At 60.1% G+C, this 26,545-nt stretch carries 21 protein-coding genes and 1 pseudogene; 9 read left to right on the top strand and 13 right to left on the bottom strand.

The features are described 5' to 3' along the window. Positions 1-48: 48 nt before the first annotated feature. From mutA to LRP59_RS08365, 4 genes are all read left to right on the top strand, one after another. Positions 49-1,959, top strand: coding sequence for a methylmalonyl-CoA mutase small subunit (gene mutA, locus LRP59_RS08380; protein WP_002514100.1), 1,911 nt, complete (start codon positions 49-51; stop codon positions 1,957-1,959). Continuing rightward, on the top strand, positions 1,956-4,145 hold the full coding sequence (gene scpA, locus LRP59_RS08375; protein WP_002514099.1) for a methylmalonyl-CoA mutase: 2,190 nt from the start codon (positions 1,956-1,958) through the stop codon (positions 4,143-4,145). The genes mutA and scpA overlap by 4 nt, the downstream gene beginning before the upstream one ends. 153 nt (positions 4,146-4,298) lie before the next feature. Next, positions 4,299-5,345: a methylmalonyl Co-A mutase-associated GTPase MeaB gene (gene meaB, locus LRP59_RS08370; protein ID WP_002521952.1), complete on the top strand. Its 1,047-nt coding sequence runs from the start codon at positions 4,299-4,301 to the stop codon at positions 5,343-5,345. 223 nt (positions 5,346-5,568) lie between these two features. Continuing rightward, on the top strand, positions 5,569-7,041 hold the full coding sequence (locus LRP59_RS08365) for a S8 family serine peptidase (RefSeq protein WP_002514097.1): 1,473 nt from the start codon (positions 5,569-5,571) through the stop codon (positions 7,039-7,041). A 77-nt stretch (positions 7,042-7,118) separates the two neighbouring features. Here LRP59_RS08365 and LRP59_RS08360 read toward each other — a convergent pair whose 3' ends face one another. The 5 genes from LRP59_RS08360 to LRP59_RS08340 form a co-directional block, all read right to left on the bottom strand. Next, a complete protein-coding gene (locus LRP59_RS08360) occupies positions 7,119-7,334 on the bottom strand; it encodes an RNA-binding S4 domain-containing protein (RefSeq protein WP_002521950.1) in 216 nt (71 codons plus the stop codon). Between the two features lie 45 nt (positions 7,335-7,379). After that, the gene (locus LRP59_RS08355) at positions 7,380-8,141 is read right to left on the bottom strand and encodes an amino acid ABC transporter ATP-binding protein (protein WP_002521949.1); all 762 of its coding nucleotides are present in this window, start codon (positions 8,139-8,141) and stop codon (positions 7,380-7,382) included. A gap of 35 nt (positions 8,142-8,176) precedes the next feature. After that, entirely contained in the window at positions 8,177-8,773 is a 597-nt protein-coding gene (locus LRP59_RS08350) for an ABC transporter permease subunit (protein WP_002521948.1), read from the bottom strand. A 132-nt stretch (positions 8,774-8,905) separates the two neighbouring features. After that, the gene (locus LRP59_RS08345) at positions 8,906-9,115 is read right to left on the bottom strand and encodes a hypothetical protein (RefSeq protein WP_002514093.1); all 210 of its coding nucleotides are present in this window, start codon (positions 9,113-9,115) and stop codon (positions 8,906-8,908) included. A gap of 26 nt (positions 9,116-9,141) precedes the next feature. Then, on the bottom strand, positions 9,142-10,116 hold the full coding sequence (locus LRP59_RS08340) for an ABC transporter substrate-binding protein (protein ID WP_002514092.1): 975 nt from the start codon (positions 10,114-10,116) through the stop codon (positions 9,142-9,144). Positions 10,117-10,791: 675 nt separating this feature from the next. Between LRP59_RS08340 and LRP59_RS08335 the strand changes: the two genes are divergently transcribed. The 3 genes and pseudogenes from LRP59_RS08335 (at position 10,792) to LRP59_RS08325 (ending at position 13,935) form a co-directional block, all read left to right on the top strand. After that, positions 10,792-11,475 (top strand): ABC transporter ATP-binding protein, encoded by a 684-nt coding sequence (locus tag LRP59_RS08335; protein WP_002514090.1) that lies wholly within the window; start codon positions 10,792-10,794, stop codon positions 11,473-11,475. A gap of 68 nt (positions 11,476-11,543) precedes the next feature. Then, positions 11,544-13,646: an FtsX-like permease family protein gene (locus LRP59_RS08330; protein WP_148378407.1), complete on the top strand. Its 2,103-nt coding sequence runs from the start codon at positions 11,544-11,546 to the stop codon at positions 13,644-13,646. A 50-nt stretch (positions 13,647-13,696) separates the two neighbouring features. Next, positions 13,697-13,935, top strand: a pseudogene (locus tag LRP59_RS08325) (hypothetical protein). Positions 13,936-14,005: 70 nt separating this feature from the next. Here LRP59_RS08325 and LRP59_RS08320 read toward each other — a convergent pair. The 5 genes from LRP59_RS08320 to LRP59_RS08300 form a co-directional block, all read right to left on the bottom strand. Then, positions 14,006-14,860: a metal ABC transporter permease gene (locus LRP59_RS08320; protein ID WP_002514087.1), complete on the bottom strand. Its 855-nt coding sequence runs from the start codon at positions 14,858-14,860 to the stop codon at positions 14,006-14,008. Positions 14,861-14,874: 14 nt separating this feature from the next. Continuing rightward, positions 14,875-15,678: a metal ABC transporter ATP-binding protein gene (locus LRP59_RS08315; RefSeq protein WP_002521944.1), complete on the bottom strand. Its 804-nt coding sequence runs from the start codon at positions 15,676-15,678 to the stop codon at positions 14,875-14,877. Positions 15,679-15,719: 41 nt separating this feature from the next. Then, a complete protein-coding gene (locus LRP59_RS08310; RefSeq protein ID WP_002514085.1) occupies positions 15,720-16,637 on the bottom strand; it encodes a metal ABC transporter solute-binding protein, Zn/Mn family in 918 nt (305 codons plus the stop codon). Between the two features lie 116 nt (positions 16,638-16,753). Continuing rightward, entirely contained in the window at positions 16,754-17,305 is a 552-nt protein-coding gene (locus LRP59_RS08305) for a cysteine hydrolase family protein (RefSeq protein WP_002514084.1), read from the bottom strand. After that, positions 17,302-18,765 (bottom strand): cytosine permease, encoded by a 1,464-nt coding sequence (locus LRP59_RS08300; protein WP_002514083.1) that lies wholly within the window; start codon positions 18,763-18,765, stop codon positions 17,302-17,304. Before LRP59_RS08300 ends, LRP59_RS08305 begins: the two co-directional genes overlap by 4 nt. A gap of 89 nt (positions 18,766-18,854) precedes the next feature. On the opposite strand from LRP59_RS08300, the gene LRP59_RS08295 reads away from it, so the two are divergent. Beyond that, on the top strand, positions 18,855-22,313 hold the full coding sequence (locus LRP59_RS08295) for a bifunctional proline dehydrogenase/L-glutamate gamma-semialdehyde dehydrogenase (RefSeq protein WP_002514082.1): 3,459 nt from the start codon (positions 18,855-18,857) through the stop codon (positions 22,311-22,313). Between the two features lie 30 nt (positions 22,314-22,343). Here the strand turns inward: LRP59_RS08295 and LRP59_RS08290 are convergent, their stop codons facing one another. Then, entirely contained in the window at positions 22,344-23,393 is a 1,050-nt protein-coding gene (locus LRP59_RS08290; protein WP_002514081.1) for an alcohol dehydrogenase catalytic domain-containing protein, read from the bottom strand. A 119-nt stretch (positions 23,394-23,512) separates the two neighbouring features. Between LRP59_RS08290 and LRP59_RS08285 the strand changes: the two genes are divergently transcribed. Further along, positions 23,513-25,243, top strand: coding sequence for a dihydroxyacetone kinase family protein (locus LRP59_RS08285; RefSeq protein WP_014604528.1), 1,731 nt, complete (start codon positions 23,513-23,515; stop codon positions 25,241-25,243). Here LRP59_RS08285 and LRP59_RS08280 read toward each other — a convergent pair. Together LRP59_RS08280 and LRP59_RS08275 are read right to left on the bottom strand one after the other, a co-directional pair. Then, a complete protein-coding gene (locus LRP59_RS08280) occupies positions 25,234-25,737 on the bottom strand; it encodes a phosphoribosyltransferase (protein WP_002514079.1) in 504 nt (167 codons plus the stop codon). The genes LRP59_RS08285 and LRP59_RS08280 overlap by 10 nt on opposite strands. An 89-nt stretch (positions 25,738-25,826) precedes the next feature. Further along, positions 25,827-26,327, bottom strand: coding sequence for a GNAT family N-acetyltransferase (locus tag LRP59_RS08275; RefSeq protein ID WP_002514078.1), 501 nt, complete (start codon positions 26,325-26,327; stop codon positions 25,827-25,829). Positions 26,328-26,545 lie beyond the last annotated feature (218 nt).

The following is a 26,545-nucleotide window of genomic DNA, read 5'->3' as shown; positions in this document are numbered from 1 at the left end:
GCCGACCGAGGTCGTCCAACCATCCACAGCGGAGCAGGAGTCTAACGAATGACTGATCCTGACAACCTCGCATCTAAGTCCGTCGAGGACAGGATGCCTGAGGAGTTGAGCCTGGCCGGGGACTTCCCGAAGGTCACCCACGAGCAGTGGGAGGAGGCGGTCCTTAAGGTTCTGAACCGGGGTCGTCCTGAGGGCAAGGAACTCAACATCGAGCAGGGAATGAAGCGCCTCGAGCCGACTACGGTCGACGGCATCCAGATCGAGCCGATGTACCGGCGTCAGGATGCCCCCGAGAAACTCGGTGTTCCGGGCGTGCCGCCGTTCACTCGTGGTACCACGATCCGTGAAGGCGGCATGGACGCATGGGATGTCCGGGCCCTTCACGAGGATCCCGATGTCGCGTTCACTAAAAAGGCCGTCATCGCCGACCTTGAGCGTGGCGTGACGTCCCTGTGGCTGCGGGTCGGGGCTGACGCCATTAAGCCCGCGGACATTGCAGGTGACCTCAAGGATGTGTTGCTCGATCTGGCCAAGGTTGAGGTCTCTAGCCGTGATGACCAGGAGGCCGCTGCTCAGGCTCTCCTTGATGTTTACATTGAGTCCAAGATCGACGCTGACAAGCTGTCGTTTAATCTCGGTCTGGACCCGATCGGTTTTGCGGCCCTCAATGGCGGTAACCCAGACATGTCCGGGATGGCTGAGTGGGTCAAGAAGACCGAGAACTACAAGAACTCCCGCCCCTTCGTCGTTGACGCCACGATCTACCACAACGCCGGTGCTGGCGACGTGCACGAACTCGCGTGGGCCATCGCGACCGGAGTCGAGTACGTCCGAGCTCTCATTGAGCAGGGGCTGACAGCTGAGCAGGCCTTCGATTCCATCAACTTCCGCGTCACGGCTACCCACGACGAATTCCTCACTATTTCCCGTCTGCGTGCCCTACGTACCTTGTGGAATCGTGTTGGCGAGGTCTTCGAGGTACCGGCTGCTAAGCGTGGTGCCCGTCAAGAAGCGGTCACCAGCTGGCGCGAGCTCACTCGCGACGATCCTTACGTCAATATCCTTCGTGGCACGATCGCAACCTTCGGTGCTGCTGTCGGTGGCGCTGAGGCGGTCACGACCTTGCCTTTCGACGCCGCTATTGGTTTACCGAAGAGCGACTTCTCTCGTCGTATCGCTCGCAACACCGGCATCATTCTCGCCGAAGAGTCGAATATTGGTCGCGCTAATGATCCAGCTGGTGGCTCCTTCTATGTCGAGGCACTCACCAAGAAGTTGGAGGATGCCGGTTGGGCCGAGTTCCAGGCCGTCGAGGCTGCTGGTGGTATGGCTGCCGCTCTCACCGGCGACCATGTCCGCACCGAGCTCGACAAGCTCAACACCGAGCGTGCTAAGCGTCTTGCCACTCGCAAGCAGCCGATTACGGCCGTCAGTGAGTTCCCGCTGCTCGATGCCAAGTCCGTCGAGACCAAACCGTATCCAGCAGCCCCGGCCCGCGAGGGTCTGGAATGGCACCGTGACTCCGAGGTCTTCGAGGCCCTCGTTGATCGCTCTGCCACGTGCCCTGAGCGTCCAAAAGTGTTTCTGGCCTGCCTGGGAACCCGCCGTGACTTTGGCCCGCGCGAGGGATTCTCCGCCCCGGTATGGCACATCGCTGGCATGGAAACCCCCGAGTGCGAGGGGGGCACCACCGAGGAGGTCGTGAAGGCCTTTAAGGAGTCTGGTGCTGATATCGCCGACCTGTGCTCGAACGCCAAGACCTACGCGGCTCAAGGCCTCGAGGTCGCCAAGGCCCTCAAGGAGGCTGGCGCCAAGCTGGTTTACCTGTCAGGTGCCTTCAAGGAATTCGGTGATGATGCCGCCGAGGCCGAGAAGGTCATCGACGGGCGCATCTACCTCGGGATGGACGTCGTGGACGTCCTGACCGCCACTCTGGACACGTTGGGAGTTGCCAAGTGACCACCCTGCCTCGTTTCGATTCCATTAACCTTGGGGATTCCCCGGTTCCCGCAGATGCGCAGGAGCAATTCGCCAGATTGGCTGCGGCCGCCGGTGAGCAGGAGCCCTGGACCACTCCGGAGCAAATTCCGGTTGGTCACCTCTACTCCGAGGACGTCTACAGTGACATGGACTGGCTAGATACCTACGCCGGTCTGCCACCATTCACACATGGCCCGTACGCCACCATGTATGCCTTCCGGCCGTGGACGATTCGTCAGTACGCCGGATTCTCCACCGCTAAGGAGTCCAACGCGTTCTACCGTCGTAACCTGGCCGCCGGTCAGAAGGGCTTGTCGGTCGCCTTCGACCTGCCGACCCACCGCGGCTACGACTCTGACAACCCGCGTGTTCCCGGCGACGTCGGTATGGCCGGCGTGGCCGTGGACTCCATCCTGGACATGCGTGAGCTCTTTGCGGGCATCCCGCTGGACCGCATGTCGGTGTCCATGACGATGAACGGCGCAGTGCTGCCGATCCTTGCCCTGTACGTTGTTACCGCTGAGGAGCAAGGCGCCAAGCCCGAGCAGCTCGCCGGAACGATCCAGAACGACATCCTCAAGGAGTTCATGGTTCGTAACACGTACATCTACCCGCCGCTGCCTTCGATGCGGATCATCTCCGACATCTTCGCGTACACCAGCGCGAACATGCCGAAGTGGAACTCCATCTCGATCTCCGGCTACCACATGCAAGAAGCTGGCGCTACCGCTGATATCGAGATGGCCTACACCCTAGCCGACGGCGTTGATTACATTCGTGCCGGTGAGTCGGTGGGCCTACAGGTCGACCAGTTTGCGCCGCGTCTGTCCTTCTTCTGGGCCATTGGTACCAACTTCTTCATGGAGGTCGCCAAGATGCGTGCGGCCCGCATGTTGTGGGCCAAGCTGGTGCACCAGTTCAACCCGAAGAATCCGAAGTCGATGAGCTTACGCACTCACTCGCAGACCTCTGGCTGGTCGTTAACAGCCCAGGACGTCTACAACAACGTGATTCGCACCTGTGTGGAGGCCATGGGAGCCACTCAGGGACACACTCAGTCCCTGCACACGAACTCCCTCGATGAGGCCATCGCTCTGCCGACCGACTTCTCCGCCCGTATTGCTCGAAACACTCAGCTGTTCATCCAGCAGGAGTCGGGCACCTGCCGCGTTATCGATCCTTGGAGCGGATCGGCCTACGTCGAGAAGCTCACCCTCGAGCTGGCTCGCAAGGCCTGGGCTCACATCCAGGAGGTCGAGAAGGCCGGCGGTATGGCCAAGGCCATTGAGAAGGGCATCCCGAAGATGCGCATCGAGGAAGCTGCTGCTCGTACCCAGGCCCGCATCGACTCGGGTCGTCAGCCCCTCATCGGCGTCAACAAGTACCGTCTCGACGAGGAGGAGCCCCTCGAGGTCCTCAAGGTCGACAACACTCAGGTGCTCAAGGAACAGAAGGCCAAACTCGAGCAGCTGCGCGCCAACCGCGACGAGGAGGCGTGCCAGGCCGCTCTGGAGAAGATCACCTGGGCAGCTGCCAACCCGGATCCGAGCGATCCTGACCGTAACCTGCTCAAACTGTGCATTGACGCTGGCCGCGCAGATGCGTCTGTCGGTGAGATGTCTGACGCAATGGAGAAGGTCTTCGGGCGTTACACTGCCCAGATCCGTACCATTGAAGGCGTGTACAGCAAGGCAGCCGGCAATTCTGAGTCCACTAAGAAGGTCCACGAGCTCATCAAGCAGTTCGAGGAGAAGGAAGGCCGTCGTCCGCGTATCATGATTGCGAAGATGGGCCAGGACGGTCACGACCGTGGCCAGAAGGTCGTCGCGACCGCCTATGCTGACCTTGGTATGGACGTTGATGTCGGCCCGCTATTCCAGACCCCGGAGGAGACTGCTCGACAGGCTGTTGAGGGCGACGTCCACGTTGTCGGTGTCTCCTCACTGGCCGCTGGGCACCTTACGCTGGTGCCGGCCCTGCGCAAGGAACTGGACAAGCTTGGTCGCTCCGACATCATGATTGTCGTCGGTGGCGTCATCCCGACCCAGGACTTCGACGAGCTGCGCAAGGATGGCGCGGCGGCCATCTATCCGCCTGGCACCGTCATCCCGGACGCTGCCGTTGAGTTGATGGAGAAGCTGCTCGCCGCGCACAACGACGACTGAGCCCGATAGGTTGCTAACCTGAACGAGGCCTTCGGAACCTAGGTTTCGAAGGCCTCGTGAGCTCCCGATGTTGGGATACTACGGAAAACCACGCGGGATGGGGCTGCAACCGTAAACGTCGTTTTCGGGCGGTACGGTAGAAGTACCCACCCGATGAAAGAAATGGTGATCATGCCGATCGACGTTCCCGAACTGGTTGAGCAAGTTCTGGCCGGGAGCCGCCAGCACATTGCCAGGGCGCTGACTCTGGTGGAGTCAAGTAAGCCGGCTCATCGTGAGAAGGCGCGCGAGATGCTGCGTCAGCTAGCGCCGCGCACCAGTGATGCCATTCGAGTTGGTATCTCTGGCGTCCCGGGTGCCGGCAAATCCACCTTTATCAACGCTGTGGGCGGCAAACTCATCGATGAGTTTGGCTACAAGGTCGCGGTTTTGGCCGTCGATCCCTCATCGACGCGAACCGGTGGTTCGATTCTTGGTGACCGCACCCGGATGGGCGATCTGGCTAACCGTGACGAGGCATTTGTGCGTCCTTCACCCTCGGGGGGCCACCTTGGTGGCGTTGCCCGTGCGACTCGCGAGTCCATGATCGTCATGGAGGCGGCTGGCTACAACGTCGTCCTCGTTGAGACCGTGGGCGTTGGCCAGTCTGAAGTGGCCGTGGCTGGAATGGTCGATACCTTCCTTATGCTCTCGGTTGCTGGAACTGGTGACCAGCTTCAGGGCATTAAGAAAGGGATTCTGGAGCTGGCTGATGTCGTCGCGGTTAACAAGGCTGACGGCGACAATGCGGGTAATGCGCGAGTCTCCGCCCGAGATCTCTCAATTGCTATGAAGCTTGTCTCCTCTGACGCGGACAAGCGTCGTGTTCCGGTGCTCACCTGCTCTTCGTACACCAAGGAGGGCCTTGACGATGTCTGGCAGGCGATTGTTGACCACCGTGCGTATCTAGAGAAGGATGGTTCCCTCCAGATTCGTCGTACTGAGCAGCAACGGGAATGGCTGTGGAATATGGTCCGCAACGAGATCTTGGAGTCACTTGATACCGACCCCAGCGTCCAGCAGACGGCAGAGCGCATTGAGGCCGGTCTGGGTATCGAGGCTACTAGCGCTCTGGAGGGGGCCGAGGAAATTCTGCGTGCCTTCGCTCGTGCCGTGCCGAGCCTCCCGTGGGCTCAGGGAGAGTTGACGGGCGGGTCCTGAGCTGATGGGCCAGCCAGTAGAAGTAACTGGGGGGCGTTTTAGTGCCCCCGACTTTGTCATGCCGGACGCACACTCGCTATCCAGGCGAGCTCGGTCGTATTTCAGGGAGATTTCTCGATTGTCGTGCGAGACATTTACAGGTTGTGTCAGGCTATGTCTAAATAAATGACCCACTGTCATCTTAAGTTCGTTTCACCTTCAGCAAACTGAGAGGAATGGACATATGGCACCACGCCGTACATTGACCTTGATGCTCTGTGCGATCACCGGCGCATCACTTGTCGCGACCGCAGTCCCCAGCAACGCCGCTCCGGGCTTCACTACCTCACCGCTGCGCACTTCCGATTCCATACAGTCCACCAGCGGATTCATCGTTCATCTTAAGGACCGTTCGGCCTCTGCCCAGCGCGTTAGGACCGCTCATACCGCCTCCGCGATGCAGGCAACCAGCACGTCTCTGCGAGGGTCAGTGGATCGTGCTGCGAAGGTGCGAGGTGCCCACGTCACTGAATCATTGGCGCGTGCCAACAACTCCATGTCGGTTCAGGTTTCTCAAGGGCTCAATGCTACGGCGGCTAAGACCTTTGCATCTGAGATCGAACGCAACCCGGAGGTGGAATCCGTCGAGCCCGTCTTGCACATGACGATTAATGAGAACACCGGTGTCCATCCTGCTGCAGTGTCGTCGGTCCCGAACGACCAGTATTGGAACCGTCAATGGGGCCTGAATTCTAAGAACGGGATTGACGCTCCTGGCGCATGGACAACCAACACAGGATCCGGAGTGACCGTGGCCGTCATCGACTCCGGCATCACCAAGCACCCGGATCTGGATGGCAAGGTTCTACCTGGCTACGACTTTATCTCTGACCGTTATACCGCCGGCGATGGTAACGGTCGCGATTTGGATCCCTCCGATGAGGGCGATTGGACTCGTGCGGGGGCTTGCACCCGGCGTGACGTGCCGTCGTCGTGGCATGGGACCCACGTGGCGGGCATTATTGGCGCTGCGACTAACAATGCTAGGGGTGTCGCAGGAGCTGCCCCTGGCGCCAAGATCCTGCCGGTGCGAGCGCTAGGTCATTGCGGTGGGACCGACGTCGATATTGCCGACGGCATTACGTGGGCCTCTGGTGGCGAGGTTCCGGGTGTTCCCACTAACCACAACCCCGCTAAGGTCATTAATTTGAGCCTCGGCGGTCCGTCTAACTACTGCCCGATCACTTATCAGCGAGCCATTGACGCGGCCGTCTCTCGCGGATCCACCGTCGTTGTGGCAGCCGGTAACGAGGCGATGGACGTCCGTAAGTCGACACCCGGCAACTGCCGTAATGTGGTCGTTGTCGGAGCGACCGGTGAGACTGGCGCCCAGTCGTACTTCTCGAATTACGGTTCGGCCGTTGACGTGTCCGCTCCTGGCGGTGACGACCGCGCCGGTGACATGATCCTATCCACCCTGAATAACGGCGAGACGACTCCTGCGGCCCCGACCTACGGCTACATGGAGGGCACCTCCCAGGCTGCCCCGCACGTCTCCGCCGTTGTTGCTCTCATGATCGCGGCCAACCCGAACCTCACCCCCGCGAGGATCAAGGAGATCCTCAAACAGTCGGTGAACCCGGCTAAATGCAAGACCGGTTGCGGTACGGGCATTGTTGATGCCCGCAAGGCGGTCAAGGCTGCAAAATCGGCCTGATTGCTAGGACTCTGTCAACGACGAGTGACCTGGGCCATATGGTTCAGGCCACTCGTCACGTTAATAGGTATGCGGTATCACCAGGGGACGTCGGGCTCGGTGAGATCGACAGTCGCTGTGACGGTCTGCCCGCCGTTCGTGACCCTCACCTCGTCACCGGGGTGGAGCTGACGTCCCCGCCGGGTCTCCACCTCGCCATTGACGCTGACCATCCCCGATGCGATGAGTTCGCGGGCTTGCCCGCCAGTCTCGGCGAGGTTGGCGAACTTGAGATATTGGCCGAGCCTGATCATCTGGTCGTCATGCACACCGTCACTGTGTCATGACGACACGACATTTCACAGCACAGAATCGATAAACCCGCGTAGGCGGTCGGATTTCGGGTTACCAATGACCTGACTGGCGGAGCCAGCTTCGACGACGACTCCGTCGTCCATAAACACGACGTGGTCGGCGACTTCGCGGGCAAATCCCATCTCGTGGGTAACAACGATCATCGTCATACCTTCGCCGGCAAGATCCTTGAGGACGCTCAGCACTTCACCCACGAGTTCAGGATCGAGGGCCGAGGTGGGCTCGTCGAAGAGCATGAGCTCGGGCTTGATGGCCATAGCGCGAGCAATGGCGATCCGTTGCTGCTGACCACCGGACAGCTCAGCGGGGTAGTGGTCAGCTCGATCAGCCATGCCGACACGGTGTAACAAAGACATGGCCAGCGGCTTCGCCTCTTCCTTGGTGAGTCCCGACACCTTGATGGGGGCCTCCATGACGTTGCCCAAGGCGGTCATATGAGGGAAGAGATTAAAACGCTGGAAGACCATGCCGACGCGGGCGCGCTGGGCAGCAATGTCCTTGTCAGAAAGCCTCTTGAGCCGGCCGTCGGGGAGCGGGTCGTGTTCGTAGCCCACACGTTCACCACCGACCCAGATTTCCCCGGCTTCGAAGGTTTCCAGCTGATTGATGCACCGCAACAAGGTAGATTTTCCGGAGCCTGACGGGCCGAGCAGGACGCAGACCTCACCAGGGGCGACGTCGAGGTCGATTCCTTTGAGGATGTGCAGGGGTCCAAATTCCTTGTGCAGCCCTGCGATGTGCACCATCGGTTCGGCGCTTGCAAATGCTTCGGCGGATGTGCTCACTGCTCGACCTCCAGGGCAATGTTCTTATACGTAGTTCCAGCCGCCTGGATGGCGGCCTGGCGGCGCAGCCGCTTCGACGAAGACCTCCCGTTGAATCCGCGACCGAAGTACTGCTTGAGGAAATGTTGCCCGATCATGAGGACACTCGTCATTACGAGGTACCAGAAGGCAGTGACGACGAGGAGGGGAATTGGAGCGTAGATGCGGTTCGCCATGGCGCTGGTGGCATATTGCAGATCGAGAGTGAAGGGCACGGCAAGGACTAGCGAGGTCGTCTTGAGCATGCCGATGGTCTCGTTGCCTAGCGGAAGGATGATGACTCGCATCGGCTGAGGAATAATAACGCGTCGCATGATGAGGGACGGTTTCATGCCCAAGGTTTTGGCTGCTTCAGTCTGGCCGACGTCGACGGACTCTAAACCTGAGCGGGTGATTTCGGTCAGGTAGGCGTTTTCGTTGAGGTCTAGACCGATGATGGTGGTTGCTAGCGTTGTGACGACTTGTTCTGTCTCGATGCTGGCGAATTGTGGACCGCCGAAGGGCACCTCGATGGGGAGGGTGGGATATAACACTGCGAGTAGACCCCAGAACACGGGTGTATACCGGGGCTTCTCGGAACACGAAGATGTATGCCCGTGAGACACCACGCAATACGGGATTGCGGGGCTGTTTCATCATGGCCATGAGAAGTGCTACGGCGGTTCCGAGGAGCATTGTCGCAAAGGTCAGCAGGATGGTGTAACTGATATCAGTAATGATTTTGACGTCGCCCAGGTACAGCCACACGACTGGCCACTGATAGTTGGGTTCGTTACAAGGTCCTGGACGAAGACCAGCGCTAGCATCGCGACGATGACGGCTGCGGTCCAGGTGCCGGGATGTGCGACGTCACGGGCCTGGACGCGATTGGGAATGTCGGCGTGGTGGTTGGCCACCCGGAGTGCCTTTCAGCTGGATGTGATCACGATTCGGGATTGACTTGGGAGGTCTCGATGAGACCGTCCTCGGTGCCCCATGAGGTCAGCAGCTTCTTCATGGTCCCGTCGTCGATGAGCTTCTGGGTTGCGGCCTGGATGGCCTTGGACAGTCCGCCGTCATTCTTGGCGGTGGCGACGCCAAACATCGATGCATCGGTGATGTTGCCGAGGGCTTCGAGCTTGGACGTCTGCTTGATGGCGTACCCGGTAATCACTGAGTCGGCGTAGAGGACGTCTGCCTTGCCCCCGGCGACATTCGTGGTGGCGTCTGACTGGGACTCGTAGGACAGCAGGTCAATGGGTTTCTTACCGGCCTCGGTGCACTTCTTGGACTTCTGCTGGGCGGCAGTCTGTTGGGCGGTACCGGTCTGGACGGCCACGGAGTGCCCGCACAGGTCATCGGGGGAGATCCTCTTGGGATTGCCCTTCGGGACGGCCATCGAGTATCCGGCCTTGAAGTAGGAAGTCAGCGTTACCTGATTCTGGCGCTCCGGGGTGATGGTGAACGACGACGCCGACAGGTCGTACTTGCTGCCTATCGCCGGGATGAGGCTGGGAAAGGCACTGTTGGTCGTCGTCACCTGCAGACCCATGAGTTTGCCGATGGCCTTGACATAGTCGACGTCGAAGCCGACGACGGTCGACCCGTCGGTGTCGATGAACTCAGCGGGGGCGTAGTTGGCTGCTGTGCCGTTGCGTAAGGTGCCGGACTCCCTGATGTCGTCGGGAACCATCGCGGCAAGGGTGGGATCCTTCTTGATCGAGCCGATGATCTCGGTACTCGAGGACGGCCCACCGTTGCTGGAATTGCCTTCGGGGGCAGCGGACTCCTCAGAGGCATAGGTACAGCCGCTCACCGCTACAGCGACGACGGCCAGAGAAGCGCCGGCGGCGTGACGCAGAGATTTCATGTGACGTTCCTTCGCAGGTGCGGTGTCGGTCAACACCACATGGTACATAATTATGCATACGAGAGCATAATCTCAAGTTGGGGGTGTGGGGGTAGGGCTAAGGGGCTATGTGTAGATGGGGATCTCTGTGGCCAGTTGTACGAATGGACAATGTGCTGCAGACGAAGGAATGTAATATCGAAGAAATTGTTTGTGTTTGGGCTATGAGAATTATAATAATATGCGTTGGATGTGGTGAGTAACCGAATTAAGAGTGGCGTGTAGAATTGATAATGGAGAGGCTGTGATGAAATGACTTGCGGGTGTCGTCGGGGCTACTGTGGTATTGACATTCGGAATGGCTGTTGGTGCGTTTGCTTCTACTAGTGGAAATATAGGGATCGATACGGGGCAAAATGTCAGTTTTCATGGTCGATACACCTATGGAGTGGCGCATCGGGGCTGGGCTGGCAAGGCGGTGAGGGTCACCGGAACCTTGGCGTCAACTGGTTCTAACTCAGGTCATGTCAATGTCCGCCAGCAAGGGTACTCGTGGAGGAGAATTGGTCACGTAAACATTGGCGGCAAGGTGGGTGTCAATTCTGATGTGAGCCCTGGAGATACTCTGCGTGCGGCAGATCTTCGGGTCCAGGTGTGCGCCGAACATTGGTATCGTGACCACTGTGTCGAAAGACTGTACCGCGAGTAATGACCGCGCTCTGGCGCCCATGGATCGGATACCTGATGGTTAATCGATATTCATTGGCTTGTTATGGCTTGTTCATGCAGTTCCCCCATTCGACTCGACCCGCAGTGGACGATGTCTCGCTGGTCATGTCTCCGGAATCGGTGAACGTGGTCGTCGGTGCTTCTGGTTCGGGCAAGTCGACGTTGTTAATGTGTCTTGCCGGTTTGGAGGTGCCGACCAAAGGACGGGTCGTACATGGGGATGTCGATGTCTACGGGCTGGATGATAGACAACGTGCGGCGTGGCGGTTGCGAACGATCGGCTTGATGTTTCAGAACTCTGAGCTGGTTCCCGAGCTCACATTGCGTGACAACATTGCCCTGCCTCTTGAGCTCCTTGGCACTGGGCGTCGGGACGCATTGAGGCGCGCCGACCGCCTTGCCGAGATTCTTGACCTCGGTGAGAGCAGTAAGCGACGGCCTAGCGAAGTGTCAGGAGGCCAGGCACAGCGTGCTGCCGTGGGGCGTGCCCTCGCGCACCGTCCGACGGTCGTTCTGGCCGATGAACCTACTGGAGCCTTGGACACTACGAACCGCCATGCCGTGATCGGTCTGCTGGATGATCTGGTTCGCGCTGAAGGTTCCACTTTGGTGATGGTTACCCATGATGAGCACACGTTACCGGAAAATGCCCGGATCATTCGCTTGGCCGATGGGCGGATCGTGGGAGACGCGGCGTGAAAGGCTTGCGTCTGGCGTTGCGATTGAGCCGTGGAGCGAGCCGTCATGAGCTGATTCGATCAGTGGTGATGGTTGTGGGTGTGGCCCTGGCAACACTGGGGTTAGCGGTGGGTATCACCCTGCCCCGCGTCACTGTCCAGCAGCAGGAGGTACGTGATGCGCGGACACCCATCCTTGCTCCGGGTAAGCCGGCAAGCGGGCATACCGGTTTCAAGGTGCAGGAATTACAGGTCGACGGCACGCCCTGGACGAGTTTCGTGGTGAACCACCCCGCTGACTGGCTGCCTCCTGGACTGAAGCACTGGCCCCAACCAGGTCATACCATCGTTTCCCCGCGTCTGAAGTCGCTGATGGACGCCGGGGTCGTGAAGGTTTCTAGCTTAGGCACGGTCGATCCGGTGGTGGTGGATCGGGCCGCTTTAGCTTCACCCGATGAGTTGTTCTCGGTTACGACCACCTCCGATCAGGCTGGTTGCCGCGAGCTGAAGGGCTTCGGCTTGACCGGGATAGATGATTCTGGGGTGTCGTCACGTACTGCGTGGATCGAGGTGATCGGACTGGTCGGGCTGCCGGCAGCCATGTTGTTGTGGACGTCGCTGAGTCTCTCGGCCGCCTCGCGTCGCGACCGGTTCACGACGTTAGTGCGCATGGGATGCGACCCCGACTGGTGTGGCCAGGTCTTCGCCGCCGAGGTTTCCGGGACCGCTGGCCTGGGTGCTCTACTTGGATTGGCGTTGTTCGTTCCCGTTCAAAACGTCCTCGGAACCAGCGGGGTGCTCGGGCTAACCTGGTGGCCTTGGCAGGCGAGGCTGAGATGGCCGGCGTGGCTGGCTATCGTCGTCATCATGGTGATCGCGAGTGGCTGGTTGGCCCGTCGCGCCCTGCGAAGGCTGCTGGCTTCACGCCGCCCCCCGCGCCGCCGTGCCCGGCTTGGGACAGTGCGTCATCTGCTCGGGATCGTTGGTCTTCTCCTCGTGGTGGCTGCGATCGGTCTGGAGGGCTGGATCTGCCTGACGATGGCACTCGCCCACAACGGCCAGCGCCTGGGGGACCACGCCGCTGGATACATCATGGGCGCAGCGGTGCTTGGAACTCTCGGCGCCGTCATGTCAGCCCACCTCATCATCGTATGGTGTGCCGACCGCGAACAGCTGAGACTGCCCACCCGTCTTGGGTTGACCCTGGCTCGGGCTCACTATCTAGATTCCGCTGCGATGGTGATCGCATTGACGATTATGGTTGGTCTAGCCGGATTTGGATCGGGATTCCTCGTTTCTGGCACCCACGATACTGCGGGGGACCCCCACCACGTCCTCGTCCAGGTCCCCTTCACCGACCGGACCGCCACCGAACAGCAAGCCCTCCGGCGCGTCACCCGGCCCCGACGTATGATCTACACGACTACCGAGGGTCGTACCCTCGTCGCCGCCTCCTGCGCTGACTTGGCCGCCTTCGGTCCCTATCCGCGATCCTGTCCCAGGACGCCGGCAACGAGGCGAGACGCGTCATCGACATGGACCTTTGGCCACGATAAACACACCACGGTCCGTACCATCAAGCCCGTCAGCCGCCTACCCGTCACCTATGACGATGACGCCCTCCTCGCTCGCAACGATCCGAGACTGGCAGGTCTCACGCCAGACATCCTGGAGTTCACCGCAGACTCCACAACTGGCGACCTCGATCGGCTTGTGGATCAACTCCACGGAGCTGCGCCGTCCTATGCGGCCTACGCCGGGGCCGAAAATCCCGACACTCTACAGGCGTTTATCCAACAGCAGGGAATCGTGCGTAGCGGCCTGGCGGCCGGATTCCTGCTGATCCTGGTGGCATGTACTGCAGCTTTTGTCGAATTGCGCTGGGGAATGCGGCGTACCATTGCCGTTCAACAAGCCGTGGGTACTCCCGCCCGTATCCTGCGAAGATCCTTCTTGATGCAGATGATCGTCACGATTCTGCCAGCTCAGACGATGTCACTGGTGGTTGGAGTTCTGGCTGGCTGGGCGATCAATGCCGCGATCGGATCGACCGACGCGAAGCAATCCTTCGATCCTACTATTGCGGTGCTGCCCGTTGCTATGTGGGTGGTCAGTGTGCTTGCCATTATGGTCACTGCGTTTGCGACTGGTGCGCCCCGCTTTCAGCTGTCGGCTGTGAGGGATACCACGTAGATAAGGAGCGATAGCCATGCGGCTGACTATTCGAACCCCGATACGGGGCAATAGCCGGTTGCCTGACGGAAGCGAAGGCGTCACGGTGTGAGAAGTGCCGGATGGCTTCGGGTGCGGAGCAGGGGAGCTGTCAGCTGGCAACACCGTTCATCGGGGTGCCGTTCTTAGTGACCTGATCAGTGCCGCCATTTGTACGGCGGAATTTGACGATCTCGAACTTTACTGGCTCGATATAGCAATGCATGAATCATCTCCTCGACGGAATACCGTGCCAGTTCACCGCGGTTAGGTGATGACATGGTGACGCCGAGATGGCAACATCCTGCGACAAGTGGCGTCGACGGGACGTAGTAGGGATATCAGACGGTTCGGTGGCTCCAACCACGGCGCTGACGAATAGTTCCCAACCCCAGACACACGAGGTAAATGAGGAAGCTTACCGTCGTTACGTAGGGGCTAATGGGCAAGCCCGGCCCCAACGACAGCATGATTCCTCCGACGGCAGAGACCGTTGCAAACACGATAGATAGCAACGACATGGCCAATGGGTGGGCTGTTATTTTGGCGGCAGCGGCCGTCGGAGTGATGAGCAGACTCAGTACCAGCAGGGCACCGACAAGCTGTACTGCCATAGCTGTGGTGAGGCCGAGCAGCAGCATGAAAACAATCGATAGGAACCGCATTGGGACCCCGCGCGCCTTGGCGACTTCAGGATCCACTGAGGCGAAGAATAATGGTCTCCAGATAATACCCAGACACACTGCTACGAAGATCGCTACGACGACGAGGGTGCTCAATTCCGTGGTATCCACCGCGACGATCTGTCCGGTAAGTAAGCCGAATTTATTGGACGACCTGCCCTTGTACAGGCTCAAGAAGAGCACACCAATTCCCATGCCGAAAGGCAGCATGATGCCGATAGAGGCATTGCGTTCTGCCGCTTTGACACCCAGTAGCCCCAGGATGAGGGCAGCTACGAGGGATCCGACGACGGCGACTTTGGTCACCGATGCTCCGAAGAACAGGGCCACCGCAGCACCTGCGAAGGAAAGCTCCGACGTGCCGTGAATAGCGAAGGCCAGATCTCGAGCATGGATCATCGGGCCGATAAGGCCTGCAAGCACACCGAGGATGATCCCGGCAATGATCGATCCGCGGACTAGCGGCACCAATTGGCTGAAGCTGTCGAAATTGATAATTGTGGAGAAATCCATGTCAGCCCATTTCCTCAGATTCGTCGGCCCGGGGCATGCAGGTGGGTCGAGCGCTCTTCGTCAGCAAGGACAATGATGCGATTGCCGCGATGGAACACCTCGACGTGGGACCCGTACATCTCGCTGAGGACGTCCGATCGCAGCACCTCGTCGGGAGTGCCAACGCGAACCTTGCCGCCGGCGACGTAGACCACCCGGTCGGCGTAGGGCAGCACAGGGTTGATCTCGTGGGTGACGAAGAGCACCCCGAGGTTGCGGGTCCGGCGCGCATCGTCGATGAGTCGGGTGACCTCTTGCTGGTGGCGCAGGTCGAGGCTGGATAGCGGTTCATCACACAGCAACAGCTGAGGATTAGTAACGAGCGCCTGGGCGATACGCAATCTTTGCTGCTCACCACCCGACATCATCGTCAGTGGCGCATTAGCGAAGGCTGTGGCGCCGACTGAGGCGATGGCTTCGTCAATACGGCGTCGCCGCGACCGGCTAAACCAGCCGAACCCCCACTTGTGCCCGTCAATTCCCATCCCGACGAGGTCGCGCCCCCGGATGGGAGCAGTCGTCTCGAGGGATCGTTGCTGGGGGACGTAGCCGATATGGGTCGAACCACGGCGCACCGGACGGCCAGCGACCATAGCGGTCCCGGCTGTCAGTGGAATCTGCCCTAACAGGACCCGTAACAGGGTGGTCTTACCCACCCCGTTAGGGCCCAGAACGGCGATGAATTCGCCGGGTTCGACAATGAGATCAAGTCCCGACCACAGCACCCGGTTCCCGAAGGCGACCTTAGCGTCGGTGAGCCTGGCAGGCTCGATCCTCATCGTCGTCCCGGTGGTGTCAGACCGATGTGATGTCACGAGTGTCAGGCTAAGCCCTTGTCGATGGAATCGATGGCCTTGCCGATGAAGTCTGGGTAGTTGTCGACGCCCTCCGGGAAGGTTTCCCAGACGCCAACCTCGTGGACGTTTGCCTTACTGGCAGCCTTTTGGAGGGCCTTGGTGACGTCGTCGCTAGTTTGGCCGTTGACGAGAAGGATGGAGGCTTTCTTCTGGGCCAGCAGGTCGGTGGTCTCGTGAACGACCTTGGTGGATGGACCGGCCTCAGTTTCAGACTGTTCGACGAACTCGTCAGGGGTGATGTTCTTGATCTTCATGTCCTCAAGCAAGTAGCCGGCTACCGGCTCGGTGGCGATAGCGGTGCTATGTGGATGCTTTTCCCCGACCTTGGTAGCGCGGGCCTTGAGGTCGGTGAGCCTGGACTCGAAGTCCTTGAGGTTGGTTTCGAAGGTGGACTTGTTATCCGGCGAGGCCTTGACCAAATCAGACTCAACGACCTTGGCCACCTTGCGAACGCTATCGATCGAGTAGAAGACGTGTTCGTTGAATTCCTTTTGGCCGGGTTTCTTGAGGCCAGAGGTTTCGACAGCGTCAATGAAGTCTGCCTGGGGACTGGTGCTCTTGATGAGTTTGGTAGCCCAGTCGTCATAGCCGCCGCCGTTAGCAATGGCGATCTTGGCTTTCGAGAAGGCGAGCTTGTCCTTGGCGGTGGCCTCGTAGTCGTGCGGGTCCTGATCGGGGCTGTTGATGATGGAGTGGACATTGACCTTGTCTCCGCCGATCGCTTGGGCGACCGAGCCCCAGACGTTAGTCGAAGCGACGACGTCAACCTTGTCAGAACTGGCGGACGAGCCGGATCCCGAGTCCGGCCCGGAGTTGGAGCAGCCTGCCATTGCCAGAGCACAGGCGCTGAGAGTGGCAATGGCCAGAAGACGTCGATGCATGTGATGTTCCCTTTCCAGTACGCAAGTGATAACCATTGTCGTATTCATGAAGCGCATCGGCAAGCTAGGGCGTCCAAAGAAGCCAGGATGACCAAGAAAATCGGTGATCTACAGCCTTAGGCGAGGGTCGCAAGGACTTGCGAACTGGTCACGACGTCGATCTGAGGGGAATACAGATCCATGACGGTCAAGGCCGCTTCGTGGTTATCCGGTGCGGATCCGGCGCAGGCGTCAGACACAACTTTCACCCAAGCCCCAGCATCGGCGGCGGCTAAGGCTGTTGTGATGACGCAAAAGTCGGTTGAAACGCCGGCTAGCAGGAGGTGGGGGTGTTCACCGGTTACGGCTGACAACTGAGTTCCCCACTTGCCGAAGGTGGCGACATCGATCGTTGGTCGTTCCGCCCATGGCTGGGCTTCATCGACAAGGTCGAATATCGGGTCATTTGCGGGACGGTCTGCAAAGGTCCAGCGGTCGAAGTAGTCACACCAGGATCCACTGCGAGTAGCCGTGGGAATCCAGCGCGTCACGATGGTTCGGCCATGGAAGGCAGCGACCATGCGATCTATCGGGTCGATGATGGTGGGGAAAGCAGGAGAGCCCCACGGGGACGTGGGGGACGCGAAGACTGTCTGAGGGTCAATGACAATTAGCCACGTCTGGCTCATCGTGACTCCTGACGACGCACGGTGCCACGCCGAGCGATGAGGGTCACGACATAGCCGAGAACGAGGGCCCCGAACACCCCGAGGTTGGCGTGGGCCCAATCACCTTCACGCCCCCCCAATCCGATGGGCCCAAGCAGAAATCCCTGCCAGTTGTTCCAATTGACGCCCTCGTAGGTGTTGACGACCAATCCCCACCCGATGACGGTCACGATGACGAAGGTGATGATTGAGATGGGGTCGAAACGACCGTAGCACCCAGAGCCATTGAAGAGATCGGCCTCGTCGTAGGGACGGCGTCGCAGGGTGATATCGGCCATCATGATGCCGGTCCACCCTGACAGCGGCACACCCAGCGTCACCAAGAAGGACTGGAAGGGGGAGATAAAGTTCGGAGCCACGAAGACGACGTACAGGGTCCCGATGGTGAGAATCGTCCCGTCAATGAGAGAAGCTGCTGGGCGTGGGACTCGGATTCCCAAGGTGAGCAAGGTGAGTCCAGACGAATAGATGCCGTTGATGGCACCGGCTAACAAGGAGAGGATCGCAGCCAACAGGAACGGGATGAGGAACCATGTCGGCAGGATGGTTGCTAGCGCGCCAATGGGATCGGCCCCAATGGCGTCAGATAGATTTTTTGAGGATGCGGCTAATAGCAGTCCACCGGTAATGAGGATGACGAGCGGCAAAGAGGCCCCAAAGACATTCCAGAAGGCGATGGCGAACCCAGGAGATGTGCGCGACTGGTAGCGTGACCAATCGGCGGCAATATTTGTCCAGCCCAGCCCGGTGCCAGTCATGGTGAGGGTGAGTGCGCCGACGAAAGTTGGGAAGGATGCCGCAGGCAAAGATGTTGCGGCGTACCAGTCGATATGGCTGACCGCCATCACTAGATAAATCACGGTAAGGATACCGGTAATCCAGGTCAAAACGGCCTGCAACTTCATGATGATGTGATAACCAGCCACAGCGCCGCCGACAATGAGAAAGGCCACGATGATAGTGGCGCAGATCTTGACCGAGTTCCCGGAGCTCCAGCCCAGTCGGCGGAAGATCGTCGTCGTCGCCAAGACGGCTGTGATAGCGAGAGATGTTTCCCAACCAATCGAGGTCATCCAGGAGATGACCCCGGGGATCTTGTTGCCCTGGGTACCAAAGGCTGCCCGAGACAGCACCATCGTTGGTGCGGAGCCGCGCTTACCGGCGATCGCGATAATGCCGCAGAACCCGAAAGAGACGGTGACGCCGACGAGGGTGGCGGCTATCGCCTGCCAGAAGGACACCCCGAATCCCAACATGAAAGCTCCATAGCTCATGCCAAAGACTGAGACATTTGAGGCGAACCAGGGAAGGAAAAGGTCCTGGGGCCGTGCGGTGCGCTGTGATTCTTTGACGATCTCGATTCCGGTTGTCTCGATGCCCTTGCGCGTCGTCGCGTTCGTTTTGGTGGCGGTCTGCGTCATGAGCTGTCCTCTCGGGGTATTCGCAGCGACATTCTTACATCATTGGGCTGTGCACGTGCGTTGTCGTCTGTTCGGGCTACAGTCATGCCATGAGCATCGACGCTGATACTTGGGGCTCCCCATCCCCACGCCCTGCTGACTTGGTTGACGAGGCGGTTGACCAAGTCCACACCTGGTTACGAGATGCCAACGGTGCATCGAAGCGACGGACAGATCGTGCACAGATCGCTGCGGGATTGCTCTCCGACGTGCTGTCCCACCCGGCTGGTCTGCCCTTTACTCTGGCCTTTATAGATCGGGTTGTCCGCCCTGAGGACGCTCGCACCGCAGCGGCGAATCTTGCGGAACTGGCAAAGTCGGATTGCTCTTTTCTGCCGGCTGCATTGCAGATGGCGGTGCGGGCAGGCGGACGAATGGCCCCCGTAGCTCCTGACGTCGTCGTCCCAGCTGCACGCCATGCCTTGCGGCAGCTGGTGGGTCATCTCGTCGTTGATGCGCGACCGGCACAGTTGACTCGCACCCTCAAAGCACTGCGGAGCTCGGGTGTCAGGCTTAACCTCAACCTCCTGGGCGAAGCTGTGTTGGGCGATCGCGAGGCGGCATCCCGCCTCGAGGGGACGATGGCTCTACTGGCCCGCGACGATGTTGACTACGTCTCGATCAAGATCTCGGCTGTCGTCAACCAGCTCGACTTATGGGCTCACAAGGCGACGGTCGACGAGGTCGTTGAGCAGCTGCTGCCGCTGTACCACTTGGCTGCGAACTCCCCGAAGCCGAAGTTCATCAACCTCGACATGGAGGAATACCACGACCTTGATCTGACAATCGAAGTCTTCCAGAAGCTCCTCGATCGCCCCGAATTGCGTCATGTGGAGGCTGGCATTGTTCTTCAGGCCTACCTGCCCGACTCGCTGTCCGCTCTACAAGGTCTCGTTGAGTGGGCTGACCGTCGCACCGCTGCCGGTGGGGCGGGGATCAAAGTGCGGTTGGTCAAGGGTGCCAATCTCGCGATGGAGAAGGTAGATGCCGAGATTCACGGGTGGCAGCAGACCCCGTGGTCTTCCAAACTTGCCACTGACACCAACTACAAGCGAATTCTGGACTGGGCGTTGACTCCCGAACGTACCCATTCGGTGCGGTATGGCGTCGCTGGCCACAATCTCTTTGACATTGCACTGACGAAGCTGCTTAGTGAGCATCGTGGGGTCCGCGACCGGGTCGAATTCGAGATGCTGCTCGGCATGGCTCCTGACCAGGTCGAACGCATCGGAGCTGATGTTGGTGGGCTGCTGCTCTACACGCCGGTTGTCGATCCTGCCCACTTTGATGTGGCGATCAGCTATCTAGTACGTCGGCTAGAAGAGAATGCTGCCAGTGAAAACTTCATGTCGGCTGTCTTTCAGCTCGGCCACGATTCCCAACTTTTCGCTCGCGAAGAGGCGAGGTTCCGCACTGCGGTGGCTGGGATTACTCGAGAAGTGCCGAGGCCTCGTCGCTGGCAAGAACCCGATCGAGTGCCGGATTTTTCCGATGGGTTTGTCCAGTCCACTGACTCTGATCCTTCCCTACCCAATATCCGCCTCTGGGCCGGTGATGTTGCCGAGAAGATGAAGGGCTGTGAGCTGGGGGAGTCCACCCTGGCAAACAACCACCTCGACACCATTGCCGAGGTTAATGCCGTCGTTGCCACTGCCCTTGAGGCTCAACACTCCTGGGCTGGGCGTGGCGGGAACGCACGTGCCGAAATACTGCGCGCGGTGACGCATGCTTTCGCTACTCGCCGGGGCGACCTTGTGGCAGTGGCCGGTGCTGAGACCGGCAAGATCCTGGCCGAAGGTGACGTCGAGGTTTCTGAGGCTATCGACTTCGCTGCTTGGTATGCCGACCGAGCCGAGGAGCTCGAAGCCGTCGACGGTGCCCAGTTTGTGCCGCCACGAGTGACCGTCGTCACCCCGCCGTGGAACTTCGCCCTGTCTATTACCGCCGGATCCACCCTCGCCGCTCTGGCCGCCGGATCGCCGGTACTACTTAAGCCCGCCCCACAGGCCCGCCACTGTGCTGCCGTCATCGCCGAATGCCTGTGGGAGGCTGGGATTCCGCGGGACGTCCTGCAGCTCGTCGATATTGAGGAAAATGAGGCTGGTAAGCACCTGGTGAGCCACTCTGAGGTCGATCGGGTTATCCTCACGGGAGCTTGGGAAACGGCCAAGCTGTTCCGGTCGTGGCGGCATGACCTGCCAGTGCTGGCCGAGACCAGTGGCAAGAACTCCATCATCGTCACCGAGAACGCTGACTATGACTTAGCCGCGGCTGACATCATCAAGTCGGCTTTCGGCAATGCCGGACAGAAGTGCTCGGCAGCATCGCTCATTATCCTGGTAGGTCAGGCCTATCGGTCTCAGCGATTGCGCCACCAGATCCTCGACGCAGCCTCTTCAATTCGGGTGGGATCGCCGTCGGACCTGCGCTCCCAGATGGGTCCGCTTGCCGAGCCCGCCAACGGCAAATTGCTCGATGGTTTGACGAAGCTTGACCCGGGCCAGGCGTGGGCCCTGGAACCGGTGCGCATCGACGAGGAAGGCCGGTACTGGTCTCCCGGCGTGCGCGGTGGCATCAAACCGGGGGATCCATACCACCTCACCGAGTACTTCGGCCCGGTTACCGGAATTATGTACGCTCCTGACTTAGCCACCGCTATCGAGTATCAGAACGGCACCGCTTTCGGTTTGACGGCCGGTCTGCACTCTCTGGACCCCGCCGAGATCGAGTTTTGGGTCGAGAGAGCCAATGCTGGAAACCTCTACGTCAACCGGAGCATCACGGGAGCCATCGTCGGTCGCCAACCCTTCGGTGGTTGGAAGCGTTCAGCGGTCGGTCCAGGTGCCAAGGCCGGTGGCTACCACTACTTACAGGTGTTGGGGACTTGGCGTCGAGCTGAGGCGTCGGCCCCGACTCCGGCAAACCGTCCCTGTGCTCTGGTCGAGCAGTTCGTCGGTCATATCGAGGGGTTGATTACTCGTGACGAGCGTGCCTGGCTCCTTGACGCGGTCGCCCGCGATGCTCACGAGTGGGATGAGTGGTTTGGGCGTTCTATCGACATTGGTGGGCTGGAAAACGAGCGCAACATCTTGAGGTATCGCCCGGCCCCGACGCAGGTAAGAGGCTGTGCTGACGCCAAACTGGTTGATGTCGCTCGCGTCGTTGCTGCAGGACTCCTGGCTGCCGGCGACGATATCTCGGTGTGCTTGGACCCGAGCCTTGACGAAGGGTTGGGCCGAGCGTTGCGTTCGGTCGGTGTGGCCGTTACCACTGCTAGCGACGAGGACTGGTACGCCAGCCTAGGGGCTAGCCGAGTACGGCTCGTTGGTGGTAGTTCCTCACGCGCTGCCGATGAGGCTGACGGTGACCCCGATTTAGCTTTGTGGGCCAACGAGGTCACCAGTGCCCCACAGGTTGAACTTCTACCCTTCCTGCGAGAGCAGTCGGTCTCGGCGACAGCGCACCGATTCGGCAACCCGGATGCTGGGGTCCTCTCGGTGAGATTGTGAGGCGGCACTCGCTGCGTGACGGGGTGCGACTTAACGGCGGGGATCGATAGCGATCTTGACACCGGCGTGACCGCGCACGGCGTCAACAGCCTCGGTCCACTGGGACAGGCCAAAAGTGTGAGTGACAATGGGGGTCCCGTCGATATTTCCCCGTCCGAGCATGTCGACCGCCCGGTGAACGTCTGCCCGACTGGCATTCGATCCTCCAGAGATCGTCAGCTCTTGGTAATGCACCGTATTGGGGGTGATGGTCGTCGTTGATCCCTTGGGAAAACCAGCAAACCAACTCACGCGTCCGCCTGGGGCCGCGAGATTAAGGGATTCCTCGGCCAATTCGTTACGACCAATAGCGACGATGACAAGCTCGGCCCCGTGTCCGCCGGTGTGCTCGGCGACGACCTTGGAAAGGTGCTCCGGACAGGTCGTTACCGCTCCCATGGCTGCGGCGCGGTCGCGTCGATTCGCGTGCTTCTCGCACAGGATGACTTGCCCAGCCCCGCATGTCAGGTTGAGCGCGGTATGGAGCAGACCGATAGCCCCGCCGCCGATGATGACAACAGTCTCCCCGGGGTTTACCCCGCCATGACGGCGATGTCCGTTAAGAACACAGGAGAGGGGCTCTGCCAGGGCCAGCCGCATAGCTGGTATCTCCGTAGCTACCGGGATGATGTTGCCGCGAGAGACCGCTCGGGCTGGCACACACAACCACGGCGCGAGGCCACCATCAAGGCCGTAACCGACGAGCTCGCAGTGGCTACATAAGTGCTCCCGTCCTGCGAGGCAAGCCCGGCAGGTGCCGCAGGAGACGACGATGGAGATAGTTGCCTGTTGCCCGACAACCAGTCCTTCCACCCCCTCGCCGAGGGAGGCGATCCTTCCGGCGATCTCGTGACCGAGGGTGACCCCGGGGCGCACTCCGGCGGTTTTCTCACCGGAAATGATGCGTAGGTCGGTGCCGCAGATTGTCGTCGTCTCGACGGCCAGCACGACCTCTCCGGGACCAGGCGTGGGTATGGGTTTTTCGGTTACCTGGACGTCTCCGGGGCCATTGAAGACTAGAGCTGGCATGGTGTGCGTCATGTGATCTCCTTCGTCAGTTCTAGTGTCGCATTTCTGTTACGTCGGGCAGGCTGCGTAGGCGCCAATTATCATGAGACATGGGGAAAACACCATCGACGATGATGACAGGGGACCCAGATATGACCCGACTTGTGAATAATCCCGATAATTTCCCATCTCAGGCGGTCGCGGGGCTTGTCAGCGCTTTCCCGAACCATCTGAGGCCGGTATTCGGGGGAGTTGTTCGCGCTGCCCGTACCGATCGCAAGGTTGCCCTCGTCGTCGGTGGGGGATCGGGACATTACCCGGCCTTTGCAGGTTGGGTCGGTCCTGGCTTCGCTGATGGTGCTGTGTGCGGGAACATCTTCTCCTCTCCCTCGGCCTCCCAGGCTTATGCAGTGTGCAAAGCCGCTGATCGTGGCGCCGGGCTCCTCATTGGATTCGGCAACTACGCCGGGGACGTCCTGCACTTTGGGCAAGCAGCAGAGCGGCTTCGTAGCGAGGGGATCGACGCGCGTTGCCTGCTCGTTACTGACGACATCGCTTCGGCGCCGGACCATCTCAAGCGTCGGGGAATTGCTGGCGACCTGCCGGTCTTCAAGGTCACAGCAGCGGCCTGTGAGGAGGGTCGGGACATTGACGAGGTCGTCGCGATATTTGACCGGGTTAACGATCGCACTCGGTCCCTCGGAATGGCCTTTGCAGGCTGCACTTTGCCGGGAGCCGACGAGCCTCTATTCCGAGTCGAGGCAGGCCAGATGGGCGTGGGCATGGGGATCCACGGTGAGCCCGGCATTCACGATGAGACTTTGGGCACCGCAGACGAGGTGGCTGCCATGCTCGTTAACAGATTGCTGGCTGACCGGCCCGAGAATCCTGGGACTCGAGTGGTGCCGATCGTTAACGGGCTGGGCAGTACTAAATACGAGGAGCTCTTCGTACTGTGGAATGACATCAGCCGTCATCTTGAGAAAGCTGGCCTGGCAGTTGTCGATCCGCAGGTGGGAGAATTTGTCACCAGCCTCGACATGGCCGGAGTCTCCCTGACTCTGGTGTGGCTCGACGATGTCATCGAGCCGTTGTGGTTGGCAGCATGCGACACTCCCGCGTACCGACGCGGAACTGTCGGTCAGGTGGATTTTGATACCACGCCGCTGCCCCAGGAGGTTGAGCGGGTCATGGTTGCTAACCCGGGATCTCGAGCTTCCCGGAGTCTTGCGGGCGTTATCGTCGAAGCTCTGGAAGTGGTGGCGACGAGGTTGTCGGAACGCAGTAGCGAGTTGGGCCGTCTCGATTCTGTGGCTGGCGACGGTGACCACGGTATTGGCATGGCACGTGGGTCCCGGGCTGCCCTTGCTGAGGCACGACGGGTGAGCGGGGACGGCGCCGGTGCGGCAACGACTCTCAATGCGGCCGGCTCAGCATGGTCTGAGCATGCTGGAGGGACTTCAGGTGCGTTATGGGGAGCAGTGCTGACCGCCTTCGGAGCGGTACTTGGTGACGAGGACCCGGCAGGCGAGGACACCATCCCTCGGGCGGCTCGAGCAGCCCTCGACGCTGTTACCCGGCTGGGAGGGGCTGGCGTCGGCGATAAAACGATGGTTGATGCCATGGACCCCTTCGTCACGACCCTCGAGTCCTCGTCTGATCCGCTGCCGCAGGCTTGGAAATCAGCCTGTCATGCTGCCGACATGGCAGCTCAGGCGACCTCCGAGGTGACAGCCAAGGTCGGTCGGGCGCGCCCGCTGGGGGACAAGTCGCTGGGAACGCCTGATCCGGGAGCAGTGTCCTTCCACGGGGTGGTCGTCGCAGTCGGATCCGTGCTGTCGAAGTCAGCGTTGAGCAACGGGAGGTTTCGCGCTCAACGTTGACCGACCGGAGGTTTCGCGCTCCAGGGAAACACGATCCACTTGTCCGTGGCTTTCCACACGAAGTCCGGGTTGATGATGGTCGTGGGCTTGGCATAGAGCACCGCCGAGCGGACGTCGGCTTCGAAGCCGCGCAGCAACTCGAGTACCAGGGCCAGGGTGCGACCGGAATCAACAACGTCGTCGACGATCAGAATTCGCTTGTTCCTGATGGATTCGGTGTCAAGCATCGGAGCCAACAGAACGGGATCGGGGAGGGTTTCCTGGACGTCGGTGTAGAACTCGACATTGATGGCGTCGGTGAGTTTGACCCCGAGGGAATACGTGAGGGCTCCGCCAGGGATCATGCCGCCGCGTGCCACGGCGATGAGGATCTCGGGATCGAACCCCGAATGATGAATCTGGGCAGCTAATTCTTCGGTAGCGTCACCGAAGGTCTTCCAGGTGAGGATCTCTTTGCCTTCGAGGTCACTGGCGTCAGCATGGTACGCGGTCATAGAGCAACCTTAGCGATGCCGCAGCCGACATCGCCTTGCGGTGGGGGACCGGTGGCGGGCCTGGTCGGTGGCGACGTGACCGACAACGATCAATCAAGAGTTAATTGCATGAGCACCGCAGTACGCCAGTCGCCTAGTTTGTACGCGATGTGCGGCAGTCGCCCGACTTCGACGAAGCCCATCGCCGAGTGGAAACTGATGCTGCGCTCATTGTCCGAATCGATCACCGACAGGAGGTTGCGCAGGCGATCATCTGCACGGGCGCGGCGGATGAGCTCGGTCATGAGTTTGCGTCCCACCCCTTGTCCTCGCGCCTGGGGATCGAGCCAGATCGTCACCTCCGCTGTGACGTCGTACCCGCCGCCCTCGCGGAAACGGTGGTAATTGGCGTATCCCGCCATTGTTCCGTCGACCTCTGCTACCAGGAGTGGTCTGCTATCGGCTATCAGTTCGCGCCACCAGGACAGACGGTCCTCGACGTTGGTGTTGACCACTGTGTAAGAGTAGGTGGTTGCTACGGCGCTCTGGTTGTAGATGCGGCTTGCGGCAGGAAGATCGCGCTCCTCCATGGTGCGGATGTTGACGTCCATGGACGGTAACGATAGTGACCAAGTAGGGGACTACGGCGGGTATCTGCCTAGTGGAACACTCGCCTCGGGCGGACACCGCTGTAACCTGCTCACTGTAGGGGCGATGTCTGATACCACTGGTTATGGATAACCCGGATTCCCAGAACCGTATCAGGACCAGTGGGGTCAGCCCCTTGACCAGCCGCAGCCTTGGACCCGGCTTCTGACCTCAAGGGGCC

It is taken from the genome of Cutibacterium sp. 37298 (assembly GCF_023838685.1).
Classification (GTDB): Bacteria; Actinomycetota; Actinomycetes; order Propionibacteriales; family Propionibacteriaceae; genus Cutibacterium; species Cutibacterium acnes.
Note: the sequence above shows the minus strand (reverse complement) of the source record. Positions and strands in the feature narration are given on the sequence as shown.